This is a genomic window from Fictibacillus arsenicus (assembly GCF_001999465.1).
Classification (GTDB): Bacteria; Bacillota; Bacilli; order Bacillales; family Fictibacillaceae; genus Fictibacillus; species Fictibacillus arsenicus.
Map to the genome: position 1 here is coordinate 896,709 of NZ_MQMF01000001.1, position 23,449 is coordinate 920,157.

Below are 23,449 nucleotides of genomic sequence, written 5' to 3' on the forward strand. Positions count from 1 at the left end.
TTTTTAATTTAAGAATAAAGTCTCGTAATCCTTTACTATCTTTTCCCAAGAATATTCATCAGTTATACGTTTTTTTGCCTTTCTAGATAATTCATTTATAAAGTTAATATCATATTGATCTACTTCATCCAAAAGAGCAGCTAAACTATTTTTTTCCTTATCAAAATAAACTGCTCCATTACTGCCTACTTCTTTATTAAAAACTACATTTAACAACAAATTTACTTTTGTTGAAGCTAACGCTTCTAACAGTGAGGGATTTGTGCCACCAACTTCATGGCCATGAAGATAACCATATGCTTGCTCACGAATTTTTTCTAATAAATCCTGATCGTAAACGGTGCCAACAAATTTAATACGCTTATCATTTTGAAATTGCGTTTTATTTAATAAATCTTTATAGAAAGTATTTTCTTCTACATTTGATATTATCACTAAGTCTTTATTAGAATTAGATAGCAAAAATTCGCGAATCATAAGTTCATAATTATTCTCTGGTACAAATCTTCCGACAATTAAATAATAGTTTAATGGCATTACTTTATGTTTGTTTTGCCATTCTAAAAGTTTACTAGAATCATCTGATAGAACCGAGTTTTTTACTGTTGCTCCGTATGCTATAAAAGTAGTTTTTGGTGAATAAGCAGCATAATCCTCTTTAATATATGCCTCAATGCCTTTTGAATCACATACTAGTAAATCTGCATGTTTAACCATCAGTCGTTCTGAGTATTTCCAGTAATGTCGAATATAATAATTCCACTTACTTCGTTTCCATTCATGCCCATCAGGATTCACAAATAATGTAACCCCCATGTTTCTTAATTGTTTTTTGTAATTTGAAATGAATGGGCCAATTCTGCAAGCCAAGATATAAATAATCGCATTTTCTATATTCTTCTCTTTTATATAACGTATACATTCTTTCAAGCTTAAAACATCATATAAAACTGCTCTAGCACTACCCATATTGGGTACCTTAACATTAAAGCAGCGAACATTTTGATAATAAAATTCACTATTTTCAGTGCTCATACAAGAAACATGATATGATATGTTCTTGTTTACTTTGTAACGTGTTAATAGTTCAACAAACGTTTCAAAGCCTCCATACTGTGCAGGAATTCCTTTAGAACCTATTATAAATACATTCTTCATTTCTTTTCTCCTAATACTGAATCGTACAGTCCTTCAATTAATAGATGATGATCCTTCATAATAGAATTGAAATTTCCAGAACAAATATTAGAATTCCAAATTTTAATTTCATTCCGATTATGAATAACATATTTAATTGCAGCAGATAATTGTTCTTCTACTGGATCTACGATTAACCCTGTAGAATTATGTTTAACGAGATCCTTAAAACCCACATAACTTGATACAATAGCGGGAACACCATGAGATAAAGCTTCTAATCCAATAAAACCAAATGTTTCTTTCCAAATACTTGGAATAACCAATATATCAATTTTGTTAAAAATATTTGTTAAATCTTTGTATTCGTATTTTCCATAAAAAGTTATGTGTTCTATATCTTTATCTAGGGTAATATTCTCGGCGTTGCCATATACATGTAAGTGCCAATTATCTTCATCTTCTTCTAAAAGGTTCAACAAACTATTCCTTAATAATGGAAAACCTTTATACTTGTCTATAGGACCCAGAAATCCAATCTGTAAAGGAATTTTCATATCATACTTTTTCAAAACTCTATTATCTTTTATATCTGAATGAGTTATAGAGATCACATCACTTTTTATCATTAAATGCTGTTCATAAACTTGTTTTGTAACCTCACTATTAAAATGAATTTTATCCATTTTATTCAACATATTTAAATAATAATTTCTTAATTGTATAAAATTCTCTCCATTGGATACCTGCTTTTGGTTATGTTTATTCTCTTTAGAAGAACGAATATTATTTTCTTTAATTCTTTGTTTTTTATTGGATTTTAATTTTGATATTATTTTATTGTTTTTTAAACTTTTATATAAATGTGATTGCATTAGGTAAATCAATGGCAGGCTATAAGAATTTAAATTACAGGTTTCGCACTTTAACCCCTTATTGTAATCCGTACATACATTTCCGTTATGATCTATAAGATTTACTTTAGGACATATTCCATAATAATCGTGTGAGCTAAAAATTAACTTCACACCCATCTTTTTTGCTAAAATAAGAAACTCATAATGAATTCCCATTAGCGTGTGGAAATGAATAATATCAGGTTGTAACTTTGATAAAAAATTATAATATGCATTCTGTTCCTTTAATTTCTCCATAAATATAAAAGGGTTTGTAATACCGCCAAGTAAAGGAACTGGTAATGGATTAATTAATTCAAATATTAAAACGCCATTGTAGCTATTATTACTTTTAATCTTTGTTTTTTTTATTATAGGATCTAGTTGCCCAGGGTAAAGCAAATTGACAGAATGACCAGCCTTTAATTGAGACATCATTAAATCTATAGAATATTTGGTAAGTCCACCGGTTCGATAAGGAGGAAGTCCTAAACTGTAATGAAGTATTTTCATTTTACTTTTAAGATTTCTTTTCGGTTTCTAATAATTTTTACAGGGCTACCAACAGCGACACTATATGCCGGTATATCTCTATTAACTAGAGTATTTGCCCCTATTACACAACCTTCACCAATAGTAACACCATCTAAAAAAACACTTCCTGCTCCTATCCAGCAATCATTACCAATTTTTATCCCTTGATTCGTAACGCCCTGTTCTTTTATTGGAATATCTAAACGATCAAATACATGATTTTCCGAATGAAAACGAATATTTTGCCCCATAATTACATTTTCACCTATACTAATTCCACCTGCAGCTCCAAAATATGAAAATTCTCCACAACCACTATTTTTACCAATTGTTAAACCTTTACCTAAATTCCTTATTGTCCCTGAACACTTTATTTTTGAAAAAGCTCCAATTCGTACATTATTTCCTAACTTTACTCCATTTTTTGAAAGAGCATCAATTTCTACACTTTCTTCAAGCGTTACAGACCTTCCTAGACTAATTAATCTTTTGTGATATAAAGTTACATTGCTTCCAAAAAAGACTATCCCGCTTTTATTTTTCATTCCAAATGATTTAAGTAATCCTTTTAACATCATTAAAATTCTTTTAAAGATAATACTTAATATATCAAGGAAATAAATATCTTTATCTATTTCAAAATTGTCCTTTTTCACCGTACTAATAATTTTATTAATAGCCTTATGCATCCCACACCTCTTTATCAATTAGTATTAGAAAGCTATTTTTCTAAGAATTCTAATATTAATTTCCATATTCTTTCTGAAGCTTTTCCATCAGGAAAAGTATAATGATTATTCAGGCATTCATTCCTTCTATTCACCCAGTAATCATTATCATATTCTTGCTTAAAAAGTAGGCTTAAAGATTTTATTAGTTGATCACTATCCCTGACAACTAATCCTGGAGATAGACTTTCGTCATTGAAATCTATTTCAATACCTCTTTTTTCTTTATATTCTTCCTCATCAAAGACAAAAGATATTATTGGTCTATTTAAAGGAAGAAATTCAATACCAATAGAACTATAATCAGTTATTAATGCATTTGAAACACACAATGAACTAAATGTATCAAGTTGATACCTCTTCGTTAATAAAATTCTGTCTAAATTTAATCTATTAACTAAATCTTCATTAATAGTTCCTCCTAATTTATGAGGACGATAAAGCATGTAAGCATTATTCCCTGACAATAATTGATTTATTTTTATAAGTACTTCTTTACTTATAGGTGATTCTTTCAGAGAATAATCTCGAAAAGTAGGTGCGTATAAGATTAAATAATCAGATGGTAATACTCCTAGAGTTTCTCTTGCCTCTAAATTTACTTTATTGACTTTATATAGATTAAAATAATAGTCGTTTTTAGGTAACCCTAAAGGTAAATAGACATTTTTAGAGTCTTTATCTAATATTGGGTTTCGAAATTCTAATTCATTTTGTCTCTCACTAGTTGTAATAAAATAATTTGCAGATTTTACAGCTCGAAATAGTCTTAAATATTTTTCATTTTCCAGTTCCGCATCAGATGGAAATTTTTTAATAGCAGTACCATGCCCCATTGCTATACTAATCTTTTCACTTTTTTCTAATAAAGTAGTGGGATAGTCTGATAAGATACCATCATATTTTTTGAAATAAGTATAAAAAACTTTTTAATTTTAGTCTTAATGTCATCATTTGCTTCTATAATTATTAAATTAATGTTTTTATTAAAGTTATTATCTTTGAAGAATTTAATGAATGACTCCATATTTTTCATATTCATAGAATGTACAATAAAGTTATATGTAAAGGGTTGCATTATCCTATTATTAAATAAAATAAAAGTAGTAATCAGAGCTACCCAAAAGTAAATATAACTCACGTAGTTTAATGTCGCAGCAAGAGGATAAGTCATTAAAAATAATACTAATCCCTGAACATAAATATGGTTTTCATTATCTTTATTTCTAATATAATTTAATGATTTGAATATAATCCAAATATAAATCCCTTGCATAATAATATAAGATAATAAACCAATATGACTAACTATGGATAATAAGTCATTATCTATAACCCATTCCTTTGATGAAACAATCCCTTTTCCTAATAATGCACTTAAAATATTGTTATTATATAAATCACTTACTCTTTCATAGGTTTCAATTCTACTATTAAAAGTTTCAATGTTGTAATTTGGTAATACGAGGGAAGCTATATCATATAGTTGTTTTGTAAATCCTATATAGACTATGCTTAATACCCACTGTGCTACAAATAATGCTTTTATAATTTTTATCCCTTTTTTCTTAAATAAAGTTAAGAGGAAGTAATATAAAAGCAAATTAAAAAGCGTCAAATATACATTCCTTGTAATTGTCATATATATGGTAATTAAAAACACACTGGATATAGCCATTAAAGATGAAACTTTTAATTTATTTACTTTAAAAGGTAGTTTACTATATAATTTTTGTAAGTTTGAGATACATAGACTTAAAGCAAAAACACATAAAAGTCCTAATGTTAATCCACTATCCATAAAACCAAAGGCTCTGACTTGAGCACCCATGTTATATAACCATTCATATGAAGAACTTGTCCCATTTAAATAATAGATTGAAAAAGAAATGGGTTCAGAATTGTACATTGTTTGTAAAAAAGGATCACGATTTAAGTATTGAAAGATACCAAGAATTGCGTTTAATAATATAAAAGATATTGTGAAATTTAAGAATAGTTTAATATTTATATTTTTAATTTTAAAAAAGATTATTAATCCTATTAAGTATATCCAATAGTATCGTAATAATATTTCACCTATTACATCTTTGGGCGATAACTCTGTATTCCATAAAATTATTAAGGCTTGAATCAAAAAAGTCGCAAAAACTATTAGTACAATAAAAAATTCTCGATTTATGAAAGATTTTAATTTGTCACGTTTAAAAGTTCCTAATAATAGGACGAGACCTAAAATAAATAATATTTTCCAATTAGTTAGAAAAAAAATATTATCTGACAACAGCAATGATAATCGTGCAATTAGAACTTCTGTAAGCATTAGTAACATTAAAACTGCGATTGTAAGTGTGCAAAAGTTCCTAAATGATAAAATTCCCCTTTTCATTATAAGCCCCTTTAAAAATATCTTTTACTTTTTTTGTTTAGAAACATAAATTTTAGAAACACTTTACTACCGTAAACAAAATGTTTGTACATTTTGTTCTTAATAGTTCTTTTACAATGTAAGAATAAAAAATCTTTTACAAATATTGATCTGTTCAATGGCTTTTTGTTTGTTTTTGAAATCTCTTTTATAAAATTCAACCGTGCTTCTAAGTATATTTTATAACGGTGAAGTGGAACAGATGGAAAATCAAAAAAGGATAAGTCATGATTAATCATTGTTTCTAATACGTAAACTTGATAACCCTTGTTTTGTATTTCCCAAAATGTAATATGATCTAAATAGTCGATTGGGAAATCTTCATTAAAACCGTTTATTTTTTTAATAGCATTTAAATTTATAAAGCTGCAACTATTTATTCCAGTAACTCTTTTTTTTTGTATACCTTTTATGTTTTTTGAAGGTTCTTTAAAATCAAATGGCGTTTTAATTAAAAGCGGAGATACAATTTTTTGTTTGCAAATAACTCTTGGCATAACAATTCCAATATTATTGTTCATATATTCTTTATCATTTTGTAAAAAGCCTAAAAATAATTCTTTTGTTAATGTTGAATCTTGGTCCAACAATAAGATCCAATTATTATTAGAAAAATTCTCTATTTCAAGAATATTAACAGCTAAATTGTAAGCTTTAGCAATACCTAAATTCTTTCGCTTACCTAAATATAAAACAGTAATAACTTCATCATTTAAATTTTCTAGTTTTTCTCTGTTGTATTTGGATATGTTTTCATTATCTGAATTATCTACTACTAAAATTTTATTTATGTGATTAATTAGCTCAGTGTTTTTCTTTAATGTCTTATATAAAGAAATGAATGTAATACTTTTGTCGATTTTTTGATTATACAAAACAATAGTAGGGTTAATTTTAGCCATTTTATTACCTATACCTTCTCTAAACTTTAATTTAAAGATGTTATTATTTTATTCCATTTATTCTCCTTGAAATATCTCACTAAATAAAAAAACATTGATAAAGCTACTACAATTTCACATATTAAAACTGAAATTCCCATTCCTATAACACCAAAAATTATTGTTCCTGACGTTCCGAGAATTAGATTAAGAACTGCACCCTTGAATATTGAATTTCTTACACTCACTCTTTCGTTAAGAGGTAAAAGAGATTGAATACCCAAAAGATGGCCAAGGCTAATGGCAAATGGAATAAAAATCATTATTTTTAGCAAAGATATTTGTCCATTTGGGACATCACTTCCATTTACTATTTCCAATATCCATTCACTATTAAAATTTATTACTAAACTAATTATGAGAATAAAGGGTGGAAACCATCCGAAAAATAAAAAAGAGATCGGGACCATATATTTTTTCATTTTAAAATATGGGTTCTCATTAATTTTTTGACACACTATTGGATATACAGCTTGTGATACAGCGTTGGTCATACTGTTTAGTACCCCAATGATTTTTTCACATGTGGAATAAATACCCGTCGCATAAGGGCCTGCAATAAGAGTTAAGATAATGGGGTTTAGTGTTGTATAAAAAGTCCCTACAATATTTGATAAAAACATATCTTTTCCAAAACTTAATTCTTCTTTCAAGTCTTCCCAACTAACTTGAACAAATTTAAATCCATACCTTTTCATTATAAAATAAGAAAATATCATAGTGGTTAAAGATGGCACACCATAAATTAAACCCATTAAATAATAATCAGTTGTTTGATTAATGTATACAAAAAGAAGAATCAGAGTTGATAACTTTGAAATGAAAGTTAATATAGAAACATAGACCATTTTGTTTATTCCTCTAAATAACCAAACTGGTATTAAGGATTGGCCTATAAAAAAAACAAAAAACCAACTACGAATAATATTTCATCCCTATTTTTTAAATAAATTAATCCTATAATTGTTATTAATAGAGTAATTATTATTATTATTATTTTATAAATGTAAATAGTACTAATTAATTTATTATCAATTTCACCTTTTACAGCAATTTTTTGAGTTGCTGTGAAATTAAAACCGAAATCAGAGATTATTAATAAAACTTGAACTATTGCTATCGCGGCTGCCACTCTACCATAGTTCTCAACACCAATAGTTCTAAGTAAAAAAGGGATCATAATAAGTGGTAAAATATAATTTAAACCTTGGACAAAACCCATTTGTAAAATATTGTTTACAGCTTGTTTATTTAATCTCATTTCCCAACTTACCTTTTTTACCCAAATTTATTGCTTTTAATATTGACTTGTACTTCTTTATACCAGTTGCATTTTTTGGCATGTATTTTAACAATACAAAAGTTAAATAAACAATTAAATTCAAATTATATATAAACACATTAGAATTGTTATTTTCATTTTCAAAATATACCCGATTGCGAATATGCATCAATCCTCGATAAGAATCATCAGTTTTAAAGAAACTCTTGAATAAAGGTTCTTTTTCAACCCTAAACCAAGAACGTTCTAAATCTTCAATTATACTATCTGTAACACATTTTATTTTATATCCTTTTCTAGTCAATCTATAAGTAAATTCAAAGTCATCTACATACAAAAAAAACATTTCATTTGGATAACCTACTTCTTGTAATACAGCCTTAGGAAATATTAAACCGCCATATGGAACATAATCACAAGATAAAATTTTTGAATCCATCTTACTCTGAACTTTTTTTTCTTTTTCATTTTTTCAAAAATACTAAATTCAAAAAAGGTATTCTTAATTAACTTTTGGCCATTATTTCTAATTAATTCTTCACGATCATTTCTAAAGGAGGAATACACGTTTTTTTCTTCATCTTTTGAATTTTTCTGTGCTTTTATTATATTTTGTATAGCATTTTCATCTGGTAAGTTATCATCATCTAATAACCATATGAATTTTCCTTTTTCCAATTCAGCTCTTTGAATCCCTTTTTTATAACCGAGAGCTGAACCTAAATTAACGTTCTGATTCATAACTATTACTTTTTCAATTAAATTTTGCTCGGCTAATTTTTCTTCAATAGAATAAGTAGATGCATTATCTATAATTATTATTGAATTTACTTCTTTAAAAGTTATAACTCGTTTAATAACTTTTTCAAGTAACTCCCATCTTTCTCCGTACGTTACTGTTACTACATCAATACTTTTATGAGTTATTAACATGTTGCATTAAACTCCTTTTTTGTAACCATATTAAACTTTAATTTCATTGCAATTAATTAACCCCAAGTTCCTCAACATGTATCCTCACCATGCACAAAAACTACGTAAGTACGCTTTCTCTAATCAATGTTGAGGAAATACCTTCAGTTCTAGGTAAATAAATTACCTTACAGTTATCAGATAAGAAATCGAATTTCCCTTCCCAGTCATTTCCCATTACAAATATGTCAACTTCATATTTTTTTAAATCTAAAACTTTTTGTTCCCAACATTCTTCCGGAATGACTTTATCAACATATTTAATAGACTGTAAAATTTCTTTCCTATGATAATAAGAATAATAAGATTTCTTACCTTTTTGTTCATTAAATTCATCAGTTGATAGTCCGACTATTAAATGATCTCCTAAAGCCTTTGCTCTTTTTAAAAGATTAATATGACCGTAATGCAGAACATCGAATGTCCCATACGTTATAACTATTTTCTTTTTCATACTTCCCCCCTAATATGCTCCTTTATCAGGTAATATCATAACTTTAATAGTTTTTAAAATAATGAGTATATCTAATTTTAAATTACGTGATCTGATATATTGCAAATCCAATTCCACCATCTCATTAAACCCAATATCACTTCTTCCATTCACTTGCCAGAGCCCCGTACAACCAGGCACAACAAGTAAACGTTGCATATCATATTCAGTATACTCTTCCACTTCCCGTAAAAGAGGTGGTCTGGGACCTACCAAACTCATATCTCCTAAAAATACATTCCACAATTGGGGCAATTCATCTATACTGGTTTTTCGAATAAAACGTCCAATACGAGTTACTCGAGGGTCGTCTTTCATCTTAAACATAGCTCCAGTTGTTTCATTATATTTCAGAAGGTCTTCAAGTCTATTTTCCGCATCGGATATCATAGATCTAAATTTATACATTTTAAATTCTTTGCCGTTTTTGCCCACTCTTTTTTGAGTAAAAATTATTGGTCCTTTAGGATCTTCTATCTTTATTGCTATTGCAACTATTAAAAATAATATCCCTAGTAAAAACAGACCGAATAAAGATCCAGTTATATCAATAATACGTTTTACCAGTAAGTAGCTTCTCTGCTGTTCAGTATTAATGGTTACACCAGTATGTAAGTGGATATATTCTCTTTCAGCTAAATTAGACACTGGTCTTCACTTCCTTACTAACTTAATAAAATCTTAATTTAATTGTTATGTTGACTATAAACATTTTGTTTATAATTACTTTGATATTTAGTAATTTTTATTTCACTTCGTTTTTGTATCTATTTTTAATTGCTCAAGTATGCGCTCTAATTCTGGCATTAATTGCATTCCTATTTCTTCATCTCTAAGAGCAAAATCAAGAGTTGTAGTTATGAAGCCTAATTTTTCTCCCACATCGTAACGAGTACCTTCAAAATCATAAGCAAAAACTTTTTGAATTGAATTCAGTTTTTGTATAGCGTCAGTTAATTGGATTTCTCCACCTGCACCAGTTTCATGTCTTTCAAGAAACTTAAATATTTCTGGAGTTAAAAGATAACGACCCATGATTGCAAGGTTAGATGGAGCTGTACCTTGAACTGGTTTTTCAACAAAATTGCTAACCCCATATAAACGACCTTTTTGATAATCTGGATCTATAATTCCATAACGACTCGTTTCACTTTCAGGTACTTCTTGAACTCCAATAATAGAAGAACCAGTAGTTTCATATTGTTCAATTAGTTGCTTTAAACAAGGCTTTTCAGCCTGAACAATATCATCACCTAATAACACAGCAAACGGTTCATTACCAATAAATTTACGAGCACACCATACAGCATGTCCAAGTCCTTTTGGTTCTTTTTGACGAATATAATGAATGTCAGCCATTTTAGAAGTATGTTGAACTTTTTTTAGAAGTTCCACTTTCCCTTTTTCAAACAGGTTTTGTTCTAATTCAAAAGCATGGTCAAAGTGATCTTCGATCGCTCTTTTGCCTTTACCTGTGACAATAATAATATCTTCAATCCCAGAAGCAATCGCTTCTTCTACTATGTATTGAATGGTAGGTTTGTCGACAATTGGCAGCATTTCTTTAGGCATAGCTTTAGTAGCAGGCAAAAATCGAGTTCCTAATCCTGCTGCAGGTATTATGGCCTTTCTAACTTTCATTTAAATAACACCCTTTATTTATTGGTATTTTTAGTAAAATTCCATTTCTTGCATAGTAATTTTAACATATTTTTTACAATTAAGGAGAGGTTTTTCAAAATAAATGCAGATTTTGTAGGTATTTGTAATTATTTAAGACAAAGTATATTTTGGGAAAATTTAGTTTCCTCTTCAGTGACAACTTTTTTATAATTTTAAAAAATTTTTTGGGGGTCGGAAATCTCATACGCATATTTATATTACATTATTATTTTAAAAAAGGAACCTCTTTTTACTATTTTGCTGAAAAAATGGATATTTTAGTATTTTATACCCATCATTAGTCTTTTTACCTTACCAATATAATTATCACCTTTTTATCCTTCTCCCTTAATAGTTTGAGTCTATCAAAGTAATTAAAAGATATTATTGAGGATAGTTGTCTTAATGGATTGCTATTTGTATTATTAAATAAAAGAAAGTGAATTTTAGGAAGATGATGAAAGAAGGGGATCATTTGATTCAATACGCTAACGCACTTCGAGCGCTTGCTATTATGGCAGTTGTGATGATTCATGTAGTAGCTAGTTTAATAGCTGGAGATATTTCAAAAACATGGTGGCTGGCTAATATTATAGAGAGCTTTGCTCGCTGGAGTGTTCCTGTGTTTGTTATGGTGAGTGGCGCTCTATTGCTTGGTAAAGACGAACCACTTTCTGTCTTTCTAAAGAAAAGAGCTTCGAAGATTATTATTCCTTTTCTTTTCTGGATTCTTTTTTATGAGCTATTAAAAGTTAGAACCGATATTGATATGTTTTCGTTAAAGACGGCTATTGTTAATATTTATACGGATAAAACCTTTTACCATTTGTGGTTTCTATACATGATAGTAGGCATATATTTAATCACCCCGATTTTTCGACCAATCGCACAAAATAATAAACTACTTATTTACTTTATAATAGTTTGGTTATTGTTGAGAGTAGAAAATCTTATATTTTATTTCACCTCTATGCATACTGGTTTTAAGTTAGGAATGTTTTTAGGCTTTACCGGTTACTTCTTATTAGGATATCTGCTAGCAAAACATACGTTAAGCAAAAAAGTAACCGCCTTTATATACATTGGTGGAGTGGTTGGTCTTTTAATAACCATATTCGGTACATATTTTTCGACTGCATCAAAAGGTGTTTTAGATATCTATTGGTATGACTACCTTTCTCTTAACACCATATTAGTTTCAGCAGCCATTTTTGTTTTATTTAAACAAAATTTTAACTTTAATGTACGTCTTGTAAATTCTTTTGCAGCCGCAAGCTTTGGAATTTATTTAATCCATCCATTCTTTTTAGTCTTTTATAAATCGAGGATTTTTCAGGATTTATTCGGATTTGCACTGCACAGTAAAACCATTCATGTTTTATTCGGAGTACCGGTTACTTTTGTTGTGGTCACCTTATCTAGTTATTTGGCAGTTCTCATTCTTCAAAAAATACCAATAGTGAATAAAATAGTCCCATAGTTTAGATGTATATCGATATTTATTTAAAAAATGTAATTGTAAACTAACTAATAGATGGCCACGGCACTGTCCCGAGGCCATCTTTTTATATTCTAGGTGTTAGATCATATTTAGTATGGATGGTTTTTTAAGTCCTCACTTTATTTTAATGAACATTAATTATTATCTGGCCAATATTGATGGTTAAAGTCGCTGAAAAAGAACCAATGCGCTTCTAGTTTCTCAGAATTCATTTCGTCTAAATAATAAGGTTCCTTATCTAAGTTCTCTTGAGAGGAAGAAAAGATATAAGCAGATTCACCCCAAAAGGTAGCATATATCGTAAATTTAATGAAGTACTCGTTTTCTTTTTTTAAATATTGAACCTTTCCTCCAGATGACACATGCTTATAGGAAGCCGGAAGATTCATCTCTTGATTACGGCCAGTTGACTTATACTTACTATTTGCAATCATTTCAACAACTTTTTCTCGATCGGATTTATTTATAAAATAATCAAGCTTAACTCTTGCTTCACTTAAAGGTACAAATAACAAAACAGCTAGAGCTATACTTTGAATGATTATAGGAATCTTCAAGATCTTTCCTCTAAAGAATAAAAAAACCAATACAATTGCTACAATGGTAAAGTAACCATAAACTACATATTTAAGAAAAAAGACAAGCAGCTGCATAGGATCATTTTTAATCAGATCCCAATAGAAAAATTGATAAAAAACTCCAATAATACTGCTGACCACGGCATTTATTTCAATAAAGCGTCTCAAATGCAGGCTCCTTCATTGTTATAATTATAGATTAAATTTCCAAAAATCTGTCCAAATGGAACTATGTAGATTTTTTGTCCCTCCTGGTTCAAGCGTCTGATCCCTTAATGCAGCTCCCTTCCCTTATAAGAGATACAGCTATGAAACTCCAAGCAAAATCATAATTTAATTTTCCAATATCCTCCATTTTTATATTTTCCTAATTCTCTTTCTCCTTATATCGACAAAATCCTTCTAATCTAAAAAGAACATTTATCTGATATTGAATACTTAAATCATCTATATTTTGGTAGTATAAGAATATCGTGTAAAGAAGGAGACCATTTTGAAAAAATATTTACTCATTTTAATAGTGGCATTTATAATCGGAGGATTGTTTGCTGCCTTTCAAGAAAACGGTACAAAAGACAATAAGATTATTAAAGGCAATAAACGTAAACCGGTGACAACGGTGTTAAAGGAAGATGAAAATGGCAGAATCTTAATTCAAGATGTTCCATTAATTCAGCAAAAGCCAGAACTAGATCGTGGCTGTGAAGTAACTTCATTAGCGATGCTCCTTCAACATGCTGGAGTTAAAACAGATAAAATGGAACTTGCCCATAGAATAAAAAAAGTAGATACACCTTATGAAAATAAAAACGGAACATATTATTACGGAAATCCGAATGATGGCTTTGTTGGAGACATTTATACATTTGATAATATGGGATATGGGGTTTACCATGGACCTGTAGCTGATTTAGCTGAAACTTACTTACCTAAAAGGATTGTTAATCTAACCGGTAGTGCTTTTGAACATGTATTGAAGAATGTGAAAAAAGGTAAACCCGTATGGATTATTACAAATGCCAGTTTCAAAAAGCTTCCAAAGAATGATTTTCGAACATGGAACACACCTAGCGGACAAGTTCAAATTACATGGAAAGAACATTCTGTTGTTATTACAGGGTTCGATAAGGATAATATTTATGTTAACGACCCGCTGCACAATGAAAAAAATCGAAAGTTGCCATATAAGGATTTTAGAAAAGCATGGGAACAGATGGGTTCACAAGCCATTACCTATAAATAAAAGAAAGCGACTCAATAGAGCCGCTTGTTAATTAACACCATGAAGATCGATTAGTTCATATACGAGATGGGTGGAATCCTCTTTCCATGCCACTTCTTTTATAACAGCTTTTCCTACAGGAGAACTGTTTTCTTTTTTTAGAACCGGAACAGGATGATCTAAAATAAACAACTTATAACCATCTAAAAAGATTTGAAATCGATTACCTTCAAGACGGGATTCTTTTCCGAGTGTCACCAGATTAGTTTGCATCGTAATTGGCATTTGCATGGTTTCACCTGCATTCTTTTTTAAATTCATTATAGCATCTCGTGCAAAATTTAGATTCTTTTTGTACGAATCTTTTTATAGATGAGCCAGGCTAATATTATTCCAAACAGCCCGCCAATCGCATCAATCATTACATCCTCAATGTGAGGGGAACGGTTTGGAGTAAACCCTTGGTGGATCTCATCTGAGATAGCATATAAAATCGTTATCACCCATGAAGGTATAAAAACTAAACGTTTGTTTAAAATTGAAAGGCTTAATGCCCGGTAAATCAAGAATCCTAATCCGAAATACATAGAAAAATGTGCCGCTTTCCTGATAAAGAACTCAATAAAATGAGCGGATCCTAATGCTTTAATGCTAATCTCGTCACCAGCGTAATGAATCACAACAGTTGAGAATAGAGTTTCAATGATTTCTAAATTTATATAATTAGATATCGTAGGACGAAGATCTTGTTTTTCGTAAGGCTGTGAACTGGCATAAAAAATCATACTCATCCATATGAGAACTGGCAACCAGTAAATTAAGAATTTTTTCATTACTATCCACCTAAACATTATTTGCATTAACTATAACACACTATGTTTCTCCTGAAAGAGAATCAAAAGTCAACCCACTTAAAGTCTTTAAATAAAATAGAAAAAGCCCCTTTATAAAGGGGCAGCTTTATTGGATTAAGCTTTCTTGAAAGACTTTCTTCACTTTCGGCACAAGATAATGGCTGCCGCCTCTTCCCTTTACATCCTCAATCATCATCGTAACGAGAAGTGACGGATCCTCTGTGTTATAAGCAACAAACCAGCCGAGTTCCATGCCGTTTTTGTCATCTTTGCTCTTTTTTAACTCAGCGGTTCCCGTTTTTCCGGCTAGAGGCAGTTTTGGCATATACGCCTCATGCGCTGTTCCGTTCGTGCTTGTTACTACTTTCGTTAGGTCATCCCGAATGATTTTTGCTGTTTCAGGTGAGATCACGTTTTCTTTCCAGATAGTCGAATCCTCTTTGGCTTGATCCAATTTTGGTGCCAACAAGTTCCCCTCATTTAAGAAAGGTGTGTAGGAGATACCTAAATGAAGAGCGCTCATCTGGATTTTACCTTGGCCGTATCCGCTGTCTGCAAGTTGGATTTCAGTCATACCTTTTTCTCCAATTGTTGAAGCAGTAAATGGATACCCGACCGGCATATCTTCTCCTAAACCAAATTCCTTAAGTCCACTCACAAACTTCTCCTGCCCCAAGTCGAGCGCCTTTTGAGCAAAATAAATATTGTCGGAGTAAATAAGCGCTTTTTCCAGATTCACACTTGGAACTGCACTAACACGAGTTACGTGATAATTCCCCCACGACTCACTCTTCTTCCACGTTTTCCCGTTCACCTTCATGACGTCATTTGGATCCAATGTGCCGTTTTCTAATCCAATTGCCGCTGTTAAAGGTTTTAGAGTTGAACCCGGAGCATAAGTGTAGATAAAACGATTCAATTTTGGTTTTTTCGAATCGTTTTCCAGCTTGTTTTTTGTTTCGTTTGAGATGCCAAGCGTATATTCATTCGGGTTGTAAGATGGGCTGTTCACAAGAGCAAAGACTTCACCTGTTTTTGGATGAATGGCGGACGACGTCCCCACATCTCCTTTTAGCTGTGCATAGATAGACCGCTGAACGCTACTGTCAATCGTCGTTTTCACGTCTTCTCCATTTACAACTTCTTTTTCCGCCAACACCGCTTTCTCTTCCTTTTCTTTCGTTAAAATCTTGATGATTCCGCCGGGAGTTCCGCGCAGCTGCTCTTCGTACACTTGCTCAAGCCCTGCTTTTCCGACCCAGTCTTGCGCTGTGTATCCCTTGCCTTTTAATCTTTTGAGGTCATCTGCGTTCACCTGGCCGATATAGCCCGTAAGATGCGCCGCCGCTTCCTTCAGTGGATATATTCGTGTTTCCTTCTTCGGAGATTTCACGCCTTCTAATTCAACAGCATCATGTATTTTAGGATTATCTGTCTCCATTTTCTTTATTGGCACTCCGTAGTGTGGCTTCACCCATGGCTGATCCAACTTTTTCTGGATTTCTTCTGGAGTCATTCCTATAATTTTTGCTAGAGGTTCAATCGTTTCGCTCGGATCTTCCGGCAGTTCTTGCGGAACGATCGTCACTTCATAAGCTGTTCCGTTGAATGCCAGCGGATTTCCTTCCCGATCTAAAATCGCACCTCTTTTTGGTGATAGAGTTGAGGCTGAAATTCGATCGCCTTCCTCCATTTTTGGAAAAATATTCGACGCGTTCCATTGCACCTTCCATGCCTCTTTATCCTCACTCTCCTCAAGATTCATATTGATCTTATGTGTATATTCGATCGGTCCAGCGATTGTATCCATTTTAACGGAATATGCTAGACTCGCTTTCTCGCTTTCTTCCTCTTTTTTCTCTTTTGAAGTTTTTGTTTCTACGGCTAGATTCTTAGCTTCAATCCCACTATAAATGTCTTTGTAGCGTTTTACAAAGTCATCTTTCGTAATTTTCTTCTTAGACTCTGAATCTAACATCTCATACATACTCTCAAAATCTTGTTTTTGCCAGGAGGCTGCATACTTCTTTAATGCGTCTTCTGGTTTAGGAGGCTCAGAACATGCGACCAACAACGTAAAACAAAACATGGCTAACAACATTATTTTGCAAAGATTTTTCAAAAATAGATCTCCTTCCATTTAAACGTTTGTTTAAGTATAACAAGGGCATGGTAATAAATGTATGATAAACACATGATAAAAAAAACACCTTATGAGCTTTCATTTGCTCATAAAATGTTTGTATGAATGTTATAGATTAATAATTTACACGCTTTGACCCAAGGTAACGGTCTTGCCAATACGAATAGTTCAAGTTGCTTATCGTTACTCCTGTACTTGTTCCTGCATGGACAAACTGGTTGTTGCCAAGATAGACTCCTGCGTGAGATGGTCCAGTAGTATAAGTTTCAAAGAATACAAGATCGCCAACTGCAGGTTCACTGACTGAAGTTGTTGCATCCCACATTTGAGCAACTGTTCTCGGTAGTGATACCCCTTCTTTTGTATAAATGTATTGAAGGAAGCCGCTGCAATCAAAACCTTGAGGAGTCGTACCTGCCCAAACATAAGGTGTTCCCATAAGTTCAGCAGCATTAGCAATAACATTAATCGTAATTTGATCAGAAGTTTTAGGCGTTTCACCTTTTTTATTCTCCACTTCTGTCATTTTATCTAAAACTGTCTTTGTTACGATTCCCGTTACAGGTAAACCATACGCCTTCTGAAAAGATTCAACACTTTCCTCTGTTACCGCTCCAAAATACTCCGTGATCATCGGATATGTAAAGAACCCTAGATTTTTCAGGCGCGTTTGAAGCTGTTTTACTTCCGGTGCTGTCATGCCAAACTTCAATTCCTTCACGGTGTTTTGTGGAGGCTGTGGAGCCGGTACTGATTTAGCAGGTGCCGGCGGTGTTGCTGGTTTAGTTACAGCTGGCTTAGGTTGTGCTGGCTGCACTGGATTTTTCTTTGCCGCAACTGTTTTCGTGATGCGGTCTAATGTCGTCGCATCTGCAACCCCTGTCGCTTTTAGCTTCTGGCTGATTTGAAATTTCCGAACCGCTTCCGTCGTGATCGTCCCATAATAATCAGTTGTTTTATAATATGTAAAAAAGCCAAGAAACTTAAGATCTTGCTGAAGTTTCATTACATCTTGTCCTGTCGAATGCAGCTTTAATTCTTTTGAATAAGAATATGAAACAGTTTGAACCGGCTGTTTTTTAGGTGGTGCTTCTTGAAAAGATTTCTCTAAAAGCTTTTTGTAAGTCTGTTTTCCGACAATCCCATCAACCACAAGTCCGTTCGCTTTCTGAAAATCCATGACTGCCTTTTGGGTTACCGGTCCAAAATAAGTAGTCGTTTGCTGCTCTTTAAAAAAGCCTTTTTCTTTTAATATTGTTTGAAGTTGTTTCACATCACCATGAGTGATTCCCTGCTTTAAGGTCATGTCGCCTAAAGCAGCTTCACCAACGAGAGGAACAGCAAAAAAAGCACCAGCAAACGCAGAAGTCATCATTAACCGTTTCACCACTGTGTTATCCATGTTTTCCTCCTTCAAAGTCCCGTTTATTACATATATCGGCAATAATGGATATTTATTTAAACTTAATTTCGACATAAAAATAAAAAAAGCCTGCTGGCTCTTTTATTTTTTGCCTATTATTTTTTGCACAGATTCAGTTAGCTTCTTTTCTGCTATTTGCAGTCTATTCTTTTCCTCCGCAAGCCTATCTTCATTCGCTCTAGTTAATTTGTAACGCGCTTCAGCCATTCTTTTTACTTCATCAGGATTTGAACCGCCTTGAATGTTGCGTTTTTTTATAAATTCGATTGGACAAATGATGCTGTTCCACTCTTCCTGACTTAAAGAGACATTGCAACGTTTACTGATTTCCTCGTTTATGGTTTGAATTGAGAGTTCGTTTAACTTAAGTTTTTCTTGTGAACATTTTTTTGCGATTGAGCTTGTGATCTGATGAGCAAGACGGAATGGGACGTTTTTGTCGCGTGCCATAACATCAGCTAATTCGGTTATTGTGATACATGAAGTTTTGGCCTGGTGGAGTGCTCGTTGTTTGTCGACCTCCATTGTCCGTATAACAGCATGCATCAGGTGGATGACACGGTTCGCTTTTTCATAGCTTCTGTAAAGATGTGGCTGAAGATCATCTTCCGTATCCACGATGTCACCGAATGGCGTGTTATGAATCATTTGGATCGCTGCGAGTGCCTCGCCTACTGAAGAGCTGGCAAGTGATCGCGAATGCTCAATCGAGACCGGGTTTCTTTTCTGAGGCATGATAGAACTGATTTGAACGTAAGGATCAGCGACTTTTATGATTTTATATTCATGGGTTACAAGCTGAAGGAAGTCTTGAAGCCACCTGCCGCAGTTGACCATCATGGATAAGGCGGCAGTTGCAGACTCTATTAGGTAATCAGCACCTGCAATGGCATCATAAGAATTTTCGACGAGTTCCCTGAAACCTAGAAGCTCGCACACTCTTTTTCTATTTATTGGGAAGCCGGTTGTGGATAAAGCAGCTGCACCCATGGGGGATCGATTTACGGTTTCATAAGCCGACCAAAGTCTATGAATGTCTCTTAGCAAAACATCTAATACAGCAGTTAGGTAGTGGCCGAGTGTTGTAGGCTGTGCGGGCTGGGTGTGTGTGTAGGCAGTGATAACAGTTTCTGCGTGTTCATTAATTTGTTCGAGAAGGGCATCTGTTAATAGTATAGAACTCTGTAATAGCGTTAAAATGTGTTCTCTTAAAACGAGCCGGTACATAGCCACACCCATGTCATTTCGGCTTCGAGCGATGTGCATTTCCCCAGCCAGATCCCGGCCAATTTGTTCACTGATTTTATGTTCCATCATAAAAAAGAGATCTTCAAACTGCGGGTCGTATTGGAGTGTCTGAGGATCCGTTTGGGATACGGTTTCCACTCCTTGAAGGATGATTGCTGCTTCTTTTTTATCTAAAATAGCTTGTTCAGCGAGCATAACGACATGAGCACGGTGTATTTTAAACATTTGTTTAAATAAGTAGTCCCGCTGATCGTTAAAAACAGGACGAAGCAGATGATCGACATAGGTTTTTCCTGGAAACGATGTTCCTTCGCTCTTGATGAATTCATCCTTGGACTGCATGAGCCTCCCCCTGACCTTACAACTTTATTGTTTTTATTAGTGTATAAAAGGGATAAGGGATTGGGAACTAAAAAAGCAACCTGTATAAGGCTGCTTAAATACGTTTATGATTAAGATTGATACTGCTGCTTTCCGATTTCATACCAATCGTTACCTTCACTATCTATAATAACTACGGCAGGAAATTCTTTTACTTCTAATTTATAGATTGCTTCGGGACCTAAGTCTTCATATGCAATGACTTCTGAAGACTTTATCGTTCGTGCTATTAAAGCACCTGATCCACCAATAGCACCAAAGTATACGGCCTTATTTTTTTTGATGGATTCAACAACCTCTTCACTTCGATATCCTTTTCCGATCATTCCTTTCAAACCAAGTTCAAGCAATGCTGGTGTGTACTTATCCATCCTTCCACTTGTAGTGGGACCAGCTGATCCGATCACCTGACCGGGCTTTGCAGGTGTAGGACCAACATAATAAATAATCTGTCCTGCAATCTGAACAGGCAGTTTTTCACCGTTTTGGAGTGCTTCTGACATTCTCTTATGAGCAACGTCGCGGGCTGTATAAATGGTTCCGCTCAGCAATACCCTGTCACCTGCTTTTAATGTTTTAATTTCTTCATCTGAAATTGGACAGCTTAATTGAATGGCAGCCATGTTTTCACTCTCCTTTTCACAAGCGGATTTCCTTATGCCGGCTTGCGTGACAATTCAAATTTACCGCAACCGGCAGTGCTGCAATGTGACAGGGCTCAATTTCTATTTTTACATCTAATGCAGTTGTACTGCCGCCCATTCCCTGCGGTCCGATCCCTAGCTGGTTAATCTTCTCCATCAGTTCCATTTCAAGCTCACTTATTTCTGTCCGTTCATTTCTGTGTCCGATTGGTCTGAATAACGACTTTTTCGCTAAATAGGCACTTCTTTCAAAGTTACCTCCAACACCAACGCCTACCACAAGCGGTGGACAGGCATTGGGACCAGCCACTCTGACGGTGTCCAAGATAAAATTTTTCACACCTTCCACACCATCAGAGGGTTTAAGCATTTTTAACGTACTCATATTTTCACTGCCGCCGCCTTTAGCGGACATATGAATGACCAACTCGTCGCCTTCAACGAGTTCTACGTGAATAATAGAAGGTGTGTTATACCCTTTACTTTTTTCTCTCGTAATGGGGTGGTCTACGATTGAATGCCGTAAATACCCTTCTTCATACCCTTTTTTGACACCCTCATTGATGGCATCATACAGCTTGCCATCTGTGATATGACAGTCTTGCCCAAGCTCGATAATAAAAACAGAAACACCAGTATCTTGGCACATGGGGACTCTCTCACTTGTTGCAATATCAGCATTGGCTATCAACTGTTCCAGAATATCTTTTCCTGTTTCTGATTTCTCTTTTTTTAGAGCCGATTGAAAGGCATTGACCACATCTTGACCTAAATCAAAGTTTGCTTCCTGACACATTTTTGAAACGTGCTTTACTATTTCCTCATACTTGATGATTTTCATAAGCTACCTGCTCCTTTTTTCTCCCGCCTTCATCTAATGCTGCAGGAATAAACCGGGCACTTCTATTATGAATTTCAATATTACCTTCCCATTCCTTTTTTTCTGAAGCTGCATTTTGAAGTTTATGTGCTCCTCTGCTTTCTATACGGATGGAAGCCGCAAAAACGGAAGCCCAGGCTGCTCGAATTTTATCCTTTAATCGTACAGAACAAGTTTCTTCAGCAAGTTGATTTAATTCTTCCTTTGCCTGTAAAAGTGTTTGGGTTGTCCGTTCAATTCCTGCTTTCTCCCACATAATTTCTCTGACTTTTGTATAAATCTCTTTTTCTAGTTCTCTATCAACCTCAATATCAGTTGGACTAACGGTCTTTGTATAATTAAATGAGGTGATCTCTTTCTTATTTTCTGCTGCAGCATATCCTGTCCGTTTTCCAAATACAAGAGCCTCGGTAATGGATCCGCCTCCAAGGCGATTTGCACCATGCAGTCCGCCTGTACATTCGCCGCAAGCATATAACCCGTTCAAGCTGGTTTTTCCCCACTCATCCACTTTGATTCCGCCCATACAATAATGCTGTACGGGACTCATTATCCATTTCCCCTCATGACCTTTTTTTATAAGACGAAAAAGGGCTGGACTGTCTTTTTCTAGATCATTCTCTGATACGTTTGAAAAATCTAAGTAAACCTCTTTTTGCTGGAACATCTCATAACTAAGAACGTCCCGGGTTTCCAGTTCTTTTTTGGGATATCTCTCCATAAACCGTTCTTGTTTTTCGTTTCGCAAAATGGCACCTTTGCCGAAAATTTTCGTCATAACGTCGATATTTGCAGGGGACTTCAAACGATACGGATAAAATTGCACAAACTCCATATCTATTAATTCAATACCATTCCGCCAAACCATTCCAATCGCTTCACCTGTAATGTCTCTTGGATTGTCTGTGGATGTATAAAGTCCGCCAAATCCACCTGTTGCTAGAATGGTAGAAGGGGCTATAAACTCGTATATTTGATTATCTTTTTGTGCGATCACGCCATAATTTTGTATTCCGTCACTAATCAGATCAAGCACAGTATAATTTTCAAACAGGGTTATACCTTTTTCAATAGCAGCATCTCTTAGCGCTTTCGTTACAGTTTTCCCGATTCCTTTTCCGGCATATACCCTTCTTGGATAGGAGTGTCCTGGGGTAGCAACCATCTTTTCAAACTGCAGCTCCACACCATAAACACTTTCAAGCTCCATCACTCTTTCTGTACATTCTTCTGCGAGCACTTTTGCTAGCCGAGGATTGGATAATCCCTTTCCGCCTTTTAAAATGTCCGTATAATAAATGTCACTAGAATCATGTTCAGAAAAAATGGCTGCATACACACCGTCAGAAATCACCGATGATCCTCCGAGTCCTGCTTTCCCTTTTGTAACGAGGGCAACAGATGCACCGCTATCCCGTGCTGAAATGGCAGCAACTAATGCTGCGTGGCCACCGCCAACTACAATCACATCAAAATGATAAGATTTATCTGACATAAAAATG

The 23,449-nt window shown here is 33.6% G+C and carries 22 protein-coding genes and 1 pseudogene; 2 read left to right on the plus strand and 21 right to left on the minus strand.

Annotated elements, in window-relative coordinates:
* Window positions 1-3: 3 nt before the first annotated feature.
* The 12 genes and pseudogenes from cps2T to galU form a co-directional block, all read right to left on the minus strand.
* A complete protein-coding gene (cps2T, locus tag UN64_RS04420) occupies window positions 4-1,158 on the minus strand; it encodes a beta 1-4 rhamnosyltransferase Cps2T (RefSeq protein ID WP_077360073.1) in 1,155 nt (384 codons plus the stop codon).
* A complete protein-coding gene (locus UN64_RS04425) occupies window positions 1,155-2,546 on the minus strand; it encodes a glycosyltransferase (protein WP_077360075.1) in 1,392 nt (463 codons plus the stop codon). The genes cps2T and UN64_RS04425 overlap by 4 nt, the downstream gene beginning before the upstream one ends.
* The gene (locus tag UN64_RS04430; protein WP_077360077.1) at window positions 2,543-3,256 is read right to left on the minus strand and encodes an acyltransferase; all 714 of its coding nucleotides are present in this window, start codon (window positions 3,254-3,256) and stop codon (window positions 2,543-2,545) included. The genes UN64_RS04425 and UN64_RS04430 overlap by 4 nt, the downstream gene beginning before the upstream one ends.
* Before the next feature lie 32 nt (window positions 3,257-3,288).
* Complete coding sequence (locus UN64_RS04435) at window positions 3,289-4,131, minus strand: CDP-glycerol glycerophosphotransferase family protein (protein WP_077360079.1); 843 nt, start codon at window positions 4,129-4,131, stop codon at window positions 3,289-3,291.
* A 26-nt stretch (window positions 4,132-4,157) separates the two neighbouring features.
* Window positions 4,158-5,684, minus strand: coding sequence for a hypothetical protein (locus tag UN64_RS04440; RefSeq protein ID WP_077360081.1), 1,527 nt, complete (start codon window positions 5,682-5,684; stop codon window positions 4,158-4,160).
* An 11-nt stretch (window positions 5,685-5,695) separates the two neighbouring features.
* Window positions 5,696-6,625 carry a glycosyltransferase family protein gene (locus UN64_RS04445; protein WP_077360083.1) on the minus strand — a complete coding sequence of 310 codons (930 nt, stop codon included), beginning with the start codon at window positions 6,623-6,625 and terminating at the stop codon, window positions 5,696-5,698.
* 26 nt (window positions 6,626-6,651) lie between these two features.
* Window positions 6,652-7,925, minus strand: a pseudogene (locus tag UN64_RS04450) (oligosaccharide flippase family protein).
* The gene (locus UN64_RS04460; RefSeq protein WP_077360089.1) at window positions 7,912-8,385 is read right to left on the minus strand and encodes a glycosyltransferase family 2 protein; all 474 of its coding nucleotides are present in this window, start codon (window positions 8,383-8,385) and stop codon (window positions 7,912-7,914) included. Before UN64_RS04460 ends, UN64_RS04450 begins: the two are co-directional and overlap by 14 nt.
* Complete coding sequence (locus tag UN64_RS04465) at window positions 8,337-8,879, minus strand: glycosyltransferase (RefSeq protein WP_077360092.1); 543 nt, start codon at window positions 8,877-8,879, stop codon at window positions 8,337-8,339. Before UN64_RS04465 ends, UN64_RS04460 begins: the two co-directional genes overlap by 49 nt.
* 100 nt (window positions 8,880-8,979) lie before the next feature.
* The gene (gene tagD / locus UN64_RS04470; protein ID WP_077360094.1) at window positions 8,980-9,372 is read right to left on the minus strand and encodes a glycerol-3-phosphate cytidylyltransferase; all 393 of its coding nucleotides are present in this window, start codon (window positions 9,370-9,372) and stop codon (window positions 8,980-8,982) included.
* 9 nt (window positions 9,373-9,381) lie between these two features.
* Window positions 9,382-10,059, minus strand: a complete 678-nt coding sequence (locus UN64_RS04475) for a sugar transferase (protein WP_077360096.1) — start codon at window positions 10,057-10,059, stop codon at window positions 9,382-9,384.
* A gap of 102 nt (window positions 10,060-10,161) precedes the next feature.
* Entirely contained in the window at window positions 10,162-11,052 is an 891-nt protein-coding gene (gene galU / locus UN64_RS04480; protein WP_077360098.1) for a UTP--glucose-1-phosphate uridylyltransferase GalU, read from the minus strand.
* 475 nt (window positions 11,053-11,527) lie between these two features.
* On the opposite strand from galU, the gene UN64_RS04485 reads away from it, so the two are divergent.
* Window positions 11,528-12,553, plus strand: coding sequence for an acyltransferase (locus tag UN64_RS04485; protein WP_077360100.1), 1,026 nt, complete (start codon window positions 11,528-11,530; stop codon window positions 12,551-12,553).
* 155 nt (window positions 12,554-12,708) lie between these two features.
* On the opposite strand, the gene UN64_RS04490 is transcribed toward UN64_RS04485, so the two are convergent.
* A complete protein-coding gene (locus UN64_RS04490; RefSeq protein ID WP_077360102.1) occupies window positions 12,709-13,320 on the minus strand; it encodes a hypothetical protein in 612 nt (203 codons plus the stop codon).
* Window positions 13,321-13,645: 325 nt separating this feature from the next.
* Between UN64_RS04490 and UN64_RS04495 the strand changes: the two genes are divergently transcribed.
* Complete coding sequence (locus UN64_RS04495; RefSeq protein ID WP_245801957.1) at window positions 13,646-14,395, plus strand: C39 family peptidase; 750 nt, start codon at window positions 13,646-13,648, stop codon at window positions 14,393-14,395.
* Between the two features lie 27 nt (window positions 14,396-14,422).
* Here the strand turns inward: UN64_RS04495 and UN64_RS04500 are convergent, their stop codons facing one another.
* From UN64_RS04500 to UN64_RS04535, 8 genes are all read right to left on the minus strand, one after another.
* A complete protein-coding gene (locus UN64_RS04500; RefSeq protein WP_077360106.1) occupies window positions 14,423-14,695 on the minus strand; it encodes a DUF2584 family protein in 273 nt (90 codons plus the stop codon).
* A gap of 20 nt (window positions 14,696-14,715) precedes the next feature.
* Window positions 14,716-15,207 (minus strand): VanZ family protein, encoded by a 492-nt coding sequence (locus UN64_RS04505; protein ID WP_171978794.1) that lies wholly within the window; start codon window positions 15,205-15,207, stop codon window positions 14,716-14,718.
* Window positions 15,208-15,334: 127 nt separating this feature from the next.
* The gene (locus UN64_RS04510) at window positions 15,335-17,350 is read right to left on the minus strand and encodes a penicillin-binding transpeptidase domain-containing protein (RefSeq protein WP_171978795.1); all 2,016 of its coding nucleotides are present in this window, start codon (window positions 17,348-17,350) and stop codon (window positions 15,335-15,337) included.
* A 136-nt stretch (window positions 17,351-17,486) separates the two neighbouring features.
* Complete coding sequence (locus UN64_RS04515) at window positions 17,487-18,773, minus strand: C40 family peptidase (protein WP_077360112.1); 1,287 nt, start codon at window positions 18,771-18,773, stop codon at window positions 17,487-17,489.
* 102 nt (window positions 18,774-18,875) lie between these two features.
* Entirely contained in the window at window positions 18,876-20,384 is a 1,509-nt protein-coding gene (argH, locus tag UN64_RS04520) for an argininosuccinate lyase (RefSeq protein WP_077360114.1), read from the minus strand.
* Between the two features lie 110 nt (window positions 20,385-20,494).
* Window positions 20,495-21,100 (minus strand): Fe-S-containing hydro-lyase, encoded by a 606-nt coding sequence (locus UN64_RS04525; protein ID WP_425590095.1) that lies wholly within the window; start codon window positions 21,098-21,100, stop codon window positions 20,495-20,497.
* Window positions 21,063-21,908 (minus strand): fumarate hydratase, encoded by an 846-nt coding sequence (locus UN64_RS04530; RefSeq protein ID WP_077360118.1) that lies wholly within the window; start codon window positions 21,906-21,908, stop codon window positions 21,063-21,065. The genes UN64_RS04525 and UN64_RS04530 overlap by 38 nt, the downstream gene beginning before the upstream one ends.
* Window positions 21,889-23,442 carry an FAD-binding protein gene (locus UN64_RS04535; RefSeq protein ID WP_171978796.1) on the minus strand — a complete coding sequence of 518 codons (1,554 nt, stop codon included), beginning with the start codon at window positions 23,440-23,442 and terminating at the stop codon, window positions 21,889-21,891. Before UN64_RS04535 ends, UN64_RS04530 begins: the two co-directional genes overlap by 20 nt.
* Between the last annotated feature and the right edge of the window lie 7 nt (window positions 23,443-23,449).